At 37.9% G+C, this 6,324-nt stretch carries 8 protein-coding genes (1 of these 8 cut by a window edge); 2 read left to right on the top strand and 6 right to left on the bottom strand.

Annotated features, from left to right (window positions below; genetic code table 11):
• The 5 genes from KZP23_RS09060 to rpmH all read right to left on the bottom strand — a co-directional run.
• A protein-coding gene (locus KZP23_RS09060; protein ID WP_226335931.1) for a DUF2480 family protein crosses the window boundary here: on the bottom strand, positions 1-15 show its beginning. It extends 495 nt beyond the left edge of the window; 15 of the gene's 510 nt are visible here — the first part of the coding sequence; its start codon is at positions 13-15; the stop codon falls past the left edge of the window.
• Positions 12-701, bottom strand: a complete 690-nt coding sequence (gene tsaB / locus KZP23_RS09055) for a tRNA (adenosine(37)-N6)-threonylcarbamoyltransferase complex dimerization subunit type 1 TsaB (RefSeq protein WP_226335930.1) — start codon at positions 699-701, stop codon at positions 12-14. Before tsaB ends, KZP23_RS09060 begins: the two co-directional genes overlap by 4 nt.
• Positions 702-880: 179 nt before the next feature.
• Positions 881-2,545, bottom strand: coding sequence for a S41 family peptidase (locus KZP23_RS09050; RefSeq protein ID WP_226335929.1), 1,665 nt, complete (start codon positions 2,543-2,545; stop codon positions 881-883).
• Entirely contained in the window at positions 2,529-2,927 is a 399-nt protein-coding gene (gene rnpA, locus KZP23_RS09045) for a ribonuclease P protein component (RefSeq protein ID WP_226335928.1), read from the bottom strand. The genes KZP23_RS09050 and rnpA overlap by 17 nt, the downstream gene beginning before the upstream one ends.
• 41 nt (positions 2,928-2,968) lie before the next feature.
• On the bottom strand, positions 2,969-3,127 hold the full coding sequence (gene rpmH, locus KZP23_RS09040) for a 50S ribosomal protein L34 (RefSeq protein WP_186756147.1): 159 nt from the start codon (positions 3,125-3,127) through the stop codon (positions 2,969-2,971).
• A 209-nt stretch (positions 3,128-3,336) separates the two neighbouring features.
• On the opposite strand from rpmH, the gene KZP23_RS09035 reads away from it, so the two are divergent.
• Positions 3,337-5,007 carry a M61 family metallopeptidase gene (locus tag KZP23_RS09035; RefSeq protein WP_226335927.1) on the top strand — a complete coding sequence of 557 codons (1,671 nt, stop codon included), beginning with the start codon at positions 3,337-3,339 and terminating at the stop codon, positions 5,005-5,007.
• 91 nt (positions 5,008-5,098) lie between these two features.
• Positions 5,099-5,542 carry a DoxX family protein gene (locus KZP23_RS09030; protein WP_226335926.1) on the top strand — a complete coding sequence of 148 codons (444 nt, stop codon included), beginning with the start codon at positions 5,099-5,101 and terminating at the stop codon, positions 5,540-5,542.
• 51 nt (positions 5,543-5,593) lie between these two features.
• Here KZP23_RS09030 and KZP23_RS09025 read toward each other — a convergent pair whose 3' ends face one another.
• The gene (locus KZP23_RS09025; protein WP_226335925.1) at positions 5,594-6,319 is read right to left on the bottom strand and encodes a LolA-like protein; all 726 of its coding nucleotides are present in this window, start codon (positions 6,317-6,319) and stop codon (positions 5,594-5,596) included.
• Between the last annotated feature and the right edge of the window lie 5 nt (positions 6,320-6,324).

Genomic DNA, 6,324 nt, shown 5'->3' with positions numbered 1-6,324 from the left:
AATTATTTCACTCATGACAATAATGGATTTTTCTTTGATTTCACAACCCTAAATTCCTTCAAGTAGTTCGGTTCAAAGTAAGCTACATCAACAAATTCTTCTCTTTCAAATTTTTCATGCGCTATCTCCCCTACAGAAACAGCTGAATTAGTAATATTGTAAAAACGGGCATTAGGATGCATTATGACTTCTGACACCTTTTGGGCACCATCTCCTAAAAAATAAACCAAGCCATTTTTCAAATACTCCTGATAAGAGGATTCATCAATAATCTCTGGTTTTATATCTTCAATTATGGCAAGCAAACTATTGAACACTTTACTATAAACCTCCATTCTTCTCGCATCGATCATAGGTACAATCACAGTACCATCTTCCGCAAAACCTTTAACCTGGTAAGCAAGCGCGTCCAAACTTCCCACCCCAATCAATGGAATGCTATGCGCAAAAGCTATCCCCTTAGCAGTAGAGACCCCTATTCTTAATCCCGTGTATGAGCCAGGCCCTTCTGAAACTGCCACCGCATCTAATTGGGAAGATTGCACCCCCGTTTGCTCCATCAACTCTTTGATAGCAGGCATTAACTTTTGGGCATGCACATTTTCTTGGTGCAACTCCAACAAAGCTAATAATTGACCATCCTGATGCAGAGCCACAGAACAAACAGAAACAGCTGTATCTATTGATAATATTAATCCCATTTTTTTCTTTTTTCCGTCCCTTAGTAAAAGAGTTAGCAAAGATAACAAAATCTTATTTCATGCTTCCCTAAGACAAATTCACCTAAGCTCCCTTTAAATAAAGCCTCAAGAACAAAAAACTCCTTCCCATTCACGATTTTCATCGAAACTGAGAAGGAGCTCAAAATCTTTTTGAGACCTTACTTTTTGGCTATCACAGGCCGTAAGATCTCTTCGTATCTACTTTGGTCAGCTAAGACTTCAAGCGCTTTCTCTATCTCTTCATCTTTATCAATAGAAGCCTCTACTACACCTCCCTGATAATAATACCTAGAAACAATCTCATCTTTTAAAGCCTCATTTATTTCATCTTTATAAGTAATCAAGTCTTGCTCTTTATTATGGCTTAAACTTTTCTTCAATGAATCTATCTCACTTTTGATATCATCAAAGTATTTTTCCTCCTTGGCATAAGCTTCCAAATCTTCGATGGATTTTTCCACTCTAGTAACATAATCGTAATCCTTACCTTCTAACCATGAAACGAATTCATCGTAAATCTCATCGCTCACCTCAAATTCCCTAGGAGCCTCAATACTATCATGCTCGTAATAATATTGGTTAACAAATTCAAAGACCAAGCTACGTGCTACCAAACTATATGTAATGGGGGCATATTTTCTCGGCTCAACATCCTCATCTGGTTCAATTCCAGCCCCGTCCCATACAGTCCTGCCATTCTTAGTCTTAAATTCTCGCCTTAAAGAATCCGCTACAATCCCAACATTTCCATTTTCATCTCTATGACTGTAATCCACTTCTTGAATGCAACGTCCACTCGGAATGTAATACTTTGCAGTCGTCACTTTGACCTGCGCATTATAAGATAAGGGTATGGTACTTTGCACGAGTCCCTTCCCAAAAGTCTTTCTCCCTACCAATACAGCGCGGTCATAATCCTGTAATGCACCAGCAACAATCTCTGAAGCCGAGGCAGATCTTTCATTGACCAAAACAGCTAAAGGCATTTTCTTATCTACAGGTGACCTAGAGGTTTTATATTCAGCATTTACATTATCCAATTTACCAATAGTACTTACTACTTCCCTTCCTTTTGGCACAAACAAACTCACAATATCTACAGCCTCTTTAAGGATGCCTCCGGGATTATCTCGTAAATCCAAAATCAATTCTTCCGCTCCTTGCTCCTTTAAATCGACCAAGGCTTTACGAACATCATCACCAGCATTTGTGGTAAAATCCGTCAACTTAATATATCCAACACGATCATTGACCATCCCGTAATAAGGAACATTGGTAATAACAATTTTCTTTCTGGTCAAATCAAACGCTAAGGTATCATTATTCCGTTTTACCACTACCCTCACCGGTGTATTGGCAGGCCCCTTCAGCATTTTGGAAATATCGCTCGTCGGCAATTCAACTACATTTGCAGAATCAACCTCTAATAACTCATCTCCGATCCTCAATCCAGCATTCTGGGCAGGAAAACCTTTGTAAGGCATCAATACCATATTGACACCTATCCTATTACCGATTAGCGCACCAATCCCCCCATACTCTCCGGTGGTCATGGTCCTAAAATCATCCGATTCTTCTTCAGGAATATACGTTGTATAGGGATCAAGCTCTTCTAACATGGCATTAATCCCCACAGTCACTAATTCTTCAGGATTGATTTCATCCACATAATAAGAATCTAACTCCCTGATCAGAGAGGCAAAAATATCCAAATTCTTGGCTATCAGAAAAAGCTTATCATTTTTGCCTTTGAATGAAAACAAAAGTCCTCCCCCAACGATGAGGACCATAGCGAAGGCAATAACTCTATTTCTTTTCTTCATCTTGACTAGATTTGTTCCCTTGCTGGGCTGCAAGGCGGTTTAATATTTTAATCACCTTAGGTTGGATGGCCTGAAAGGTTTCCAATTTTGATGAAACGTAGACGAAAGCTATCATTTTTTTCTCGCTTTCACCATCTAAAAGAATGGATTTATTCAGCCGATAGGCTTCTTTCACTCTCCTTTTGATGAAATTACGATCAACAGCTTTCTTTATTTTCCTTTTGGAAACAGAAAAAAGTACCTGATTGGTTTCCTCAGCTTGATCTAAGGGCAAATAAATTACTTTGAAGGGATATAAAAAAAAAGAGGAACCTTTATCAAAAAGTTCCTTTATTAACTTTTTAGAATGTAATCGTTCATTCTTGGGAAGCCTATAATTCATAGCAATAAGGCATCAAAACAAAGAAATGAATCTTTCAACAATTACTTCTTAAGCGTTTTTTCTGAAGACACTGTTAATTTATGTCTACCTTTTGCTCTTCTTGACTTAACAACCCTTCTTCCGTTAGGTGTCGCCATTCTTTCCCTAAAACCGTGCTTATTTCTTCTTTTTCTGCGAGAAGGTTGGAATGTTCTTTTCATGATCGTTTAATTTTCTACCGATAAAGCGGAAGTTTAAAGTGATAATTCTACCAGCTCCTCACTTCATTATCGATTTATGTTTTAATTTTTATTGCTTTTCTTTGACTCCCCTTCCCAGTTGACCCTGAAAAGGATTGCAAAGATAGATAGTATTTTTTTATTTACAAACCAGTGGGTTACTTTTGTTTATTGTCAAAGCACAAATGTAAATGGAATACCTGATAAAACGAAACAATCCACTTAGTCAATTTATTGAAGTTAAGCTAAACCTTCATTGTAAGCAAGGAGAAAAAGTAAATTTACAACTCCCCTCTTGGAGGCCTGGAAGATATGAAATCACCAATTATGCCCAGAATATCCGGGATTTTTCAGTACAATTAGACCAATCAGCTGTTGATTGGGAAAAGCAAAACAAAGACCTTTGGTGTTTTAAGGCCTCAAATAAAGGTATATATACTGTATCCTATAAATTTCATGCCAACCAAATGGATGCTGGCGGAAGCTGGTCTGATGATGAACAGCTCTATCTTAATTTTATCAATTTCATTTTTGAAATTAAAGGCAGGGAAAACGAATCCATACAAGTGTCCGTTTCAATCCCTGATGACTACAAAGCTGCAACTGCACTACCTAAAATAGACAGAAACCTATTTCAAGCGGACAATTTCCAACACTTAGTGGACAGCCCTTTTCTTAGCAGTGCCACTTTAAATCATTATAGCTATCAAGCGGAGCAATCAACTTTCCATCTTTGGTTCCATGGGGAAATTCATTTTGATATAGAGAAGCTATTGGAAAGCTTTAAAGGCTTTACCCAAAAGCAAATTAGCGCATTTGGAGATTTCCCTGCTCAGAATTATCACTTTCTCTATCAACTTCTACCATATAAGCATTATCACGGTGTAGAACATCAATTTTCTACCGTTATCACCTTTGGACCTGCTGAAAGTCTTTCGGAAAAGAAAAATCTGGAAGAGCTTTTCGGCGTAAGTGCTCATGAGCTCTACCACTTTTGGAATGTTTGCCGGATCAGACCCAAGGAATTATTGCCTTATGATTTTTCTAAAGAAGCCTATATACAAACCGGGGTGGTCGCTGAAGGAGTCACCACCTATATGGGAGATATCTTTTTGTTAAAATCCGGCTATTTCAATTTGGAAGAATATTTAAGCAAAATTCTAGAAAAGCTATTCCAAAGAGAATTTGAATCATTTGGTTGGCAAAACCAGTCCATTGCAGCCTCCAGTTTTGACCTCTGGCTGGATGGATATAAACCTGGAATCCCGGATAAAAAAGTCAGCATTTATAACAGAGGAGCCTTGATCTCACTTTGCCTTGATCTGATATTATTGGATGAAGGCAGTTCCCTACATGAGGTAATGAAAGACATGTGGAACAATTTTGGCAAAAAACATAAGGGCTATGACATGGAGGACTTTCAAAACATCGTAACGCTGCATCATTCAAGCCCTAAAATTATAGATAACTTTTTCAAAGATTATGTTACAGGCAAAAAAGACCTTTTTCCTGTTTTAAAAGCCCAATTAGAAAGTATCAATATCAAGATAAACGGAGAGAAAAACAGCGACTATTATATGTCGCAATTTGGAATCAAATTACATACGGATGGCACGATATCAAAAATTCACCCTGAGAGCGCTGCATTCAATTTACTCATGCTTGGAGATAAAATTGAACAGGTAGATGGATTAGCTTTTGAAAATAATCCAGCTAAAGGGGTACAAAAAATCCATTTATCCATCAATAGATTTGGCAGACCTATTCAATTAGTACTAGAAGATAAAAAAGGCCACTATTATCCTTCTTTCAGATTCGAAGTAATGGAAGAAAATAACAAAAGAGTCAAGTGGATGGAATAATACGGAGCCATACAACGATTTAAATCAATGATTTCCAACACAGTACGCCGATATTTTCGTATATTATATGATAACAAAACCCAAAAATATCATGGCAACTATTTCAGAAATCGAATCTTGGGCTGACACCCACCATCCTAAATGGATTGATTTTATCCGAGTAGCCCTTGGGCTATTCATATTTTATAAAGGCGTCATGTTTATAGCAAATACCAATGCCTTAATGGAAATGATGAGCAATAGTGATCTCCGATTTTTCAATTTGGCCTTGGCGCATTATGTAGCCTTTGCGCATTTGGTTGGGGGAGGATTGATAGCTTTCGGTCTATTGACCAGATTTGCCATCATTTTCCAGATCCCTATATTAATTGGTGCGGTCTTCTTTGTGAACATCAACCAAGGATTCTTATCTGTATCCAATAACCTCGAATTTGAAATTTCTTTAGCCGTACTGATTTTACTTATCGTCTTTTTATTTTATGGTTCTGGAAAATTCTCTCTTGATTATTGGATGAAAAATCATCCAAACTGGTAATATAAAAAAGGGATCATTTCAGATCCCTTTTTTCACTTAAATCCTTATTGATCAATCAAATAGTTGATCATCGAGTTCCTGATTCATCTTCATCGAAATCACTTTCACCTCCATAGGCACGGGCATCATACTATTGGACATCGTAATCTTAGATGGGAAAGTTATCCCCTCCCAATCTTTGTAATCTTCATAAACGACCTTTCCTGCCACTTCCGACTCTGTCATCAATTTCAATCCAGACTCAATGCTATAATACTCTCTCGTTTCCACACCATTGGCATCTTTCAACAATACCCTATGGGCCTTTTCCCCTTCAACTTCCCCTGTACCATCATAACTGATTTCATAACCCAAATCGGTATAATACATTTCTGGGACAATATAAGTTTGACTCTTCATTGAATTCAAGCGCTCTCCGGTAATTTCTTGCTCCTTGCCCATACTTACCACAGTTCCTTTGCCATCCTTAATCAAAGTTTTGGCGACCTGATTGCCGTTCATTTCCGTCAGGTTCAATGCCCGATGATTTTCTTGGTCTGTTATCACCGTGATATTCAAAGTCATTCCTTGAATCTCCGTCTCCATAACCATTTCCATATTTCTAAGACCGTCGACCATCGCTTGCCCACCTACTGCAGCAATATATTTTTGTACCACTTCTTCAGCAGTCACTTCCTGCTTCACCAACTCCATGTTGGCTGTACCTTCAGTGAAAGCTGTACTTTCAAAATTTGCCCCAGCAAGAATTACCGCCAGGGCTAAGGCTGTCTTTTTCATTTATC

It is taken from the genome of Echinicola marina (genome assembly GCF_020463795.1).
Taxonomy (GTDB): domain Bacteria; phylum Bacteroidota; class Bacteroidia; order Cytophagales; family Cyclobacteriaceae; genus Echinicola; species Echinicola marina.
The sequence above is the reverse complement of the archived record's forward strand: the minus strand, read 5'-3'. Positions and strand labels throughout refer to the sequence as shown.